Source organism: Xanthobacter sp. BG11Y11_SDJG, assembly GCF_057364445.1.
The window spans coordinates 1-538 of sequence record NZ_JBNFNU010000894.1 but is presented as its reverse complement, the minus strand read 5'-3'; the positions used below and the strand labels follow the sequence as shown (position 1 = coordinate 538).

Annotated in this window: 1 protein-coding gene; it reads left to right on the top strand. The window is 77.7% G+C overall.

The window, feature by feature from the left end:
- The coding region (locus AC2W7M_RS27165) for a trypsin-like serine protease (protein WP_486136354.1) at positions 1–538 on the top strand (538 nt) is incomplete at both ends.

The window sequence follows — 538 nt, the reverse complement described above, 5'->3', positions numbered from 1 at the left end:
TGCTGGTCTCGGACGCGCGGGGCGGAGCTGCACCGGCACCGGTGCTGGCGCCGGACGTGGTGCTCACCGCCGCGCACTGCGTCGAGCCGGCGGCGGACTATGCGGTGGCGCTCATCTCGGGCCCGGCGCCGAAGCTGATCCCGGTCACGCGCATCGCGCTCCATCCGGCTTCAGCGCCGACCAGTTCCGCACCCGCCGGCCGACGCCGGATCTCGCGCTGGTCAAGCTCGCCGAGCCGCTGCCGGCATCGCTGCGCCCGGCGCGGCTCGCCGCCCGGCGGGCGGGCTGCCGCCGAAGGGGCGACGGCTTCACCATCGCCGGCTTCGGCGTCACGGCGGACGGCGCCTCGAAGAGCGCCGGCACGCTGCGCACGGTGGCGCTGCCGAACATCGGCTCCACCGGCGGAATCATGGTGCGCCTGTCGCGCGCCGAGGGCGGCGCGGGGGCGTGCACCGGGGATCCGGTGGTCCCGCCTTCCGCGACGGGCGCGGTGGCCGGCGTGATCGGTTGGGCCACCGCTCCGGCGGCGCCCGCGGCT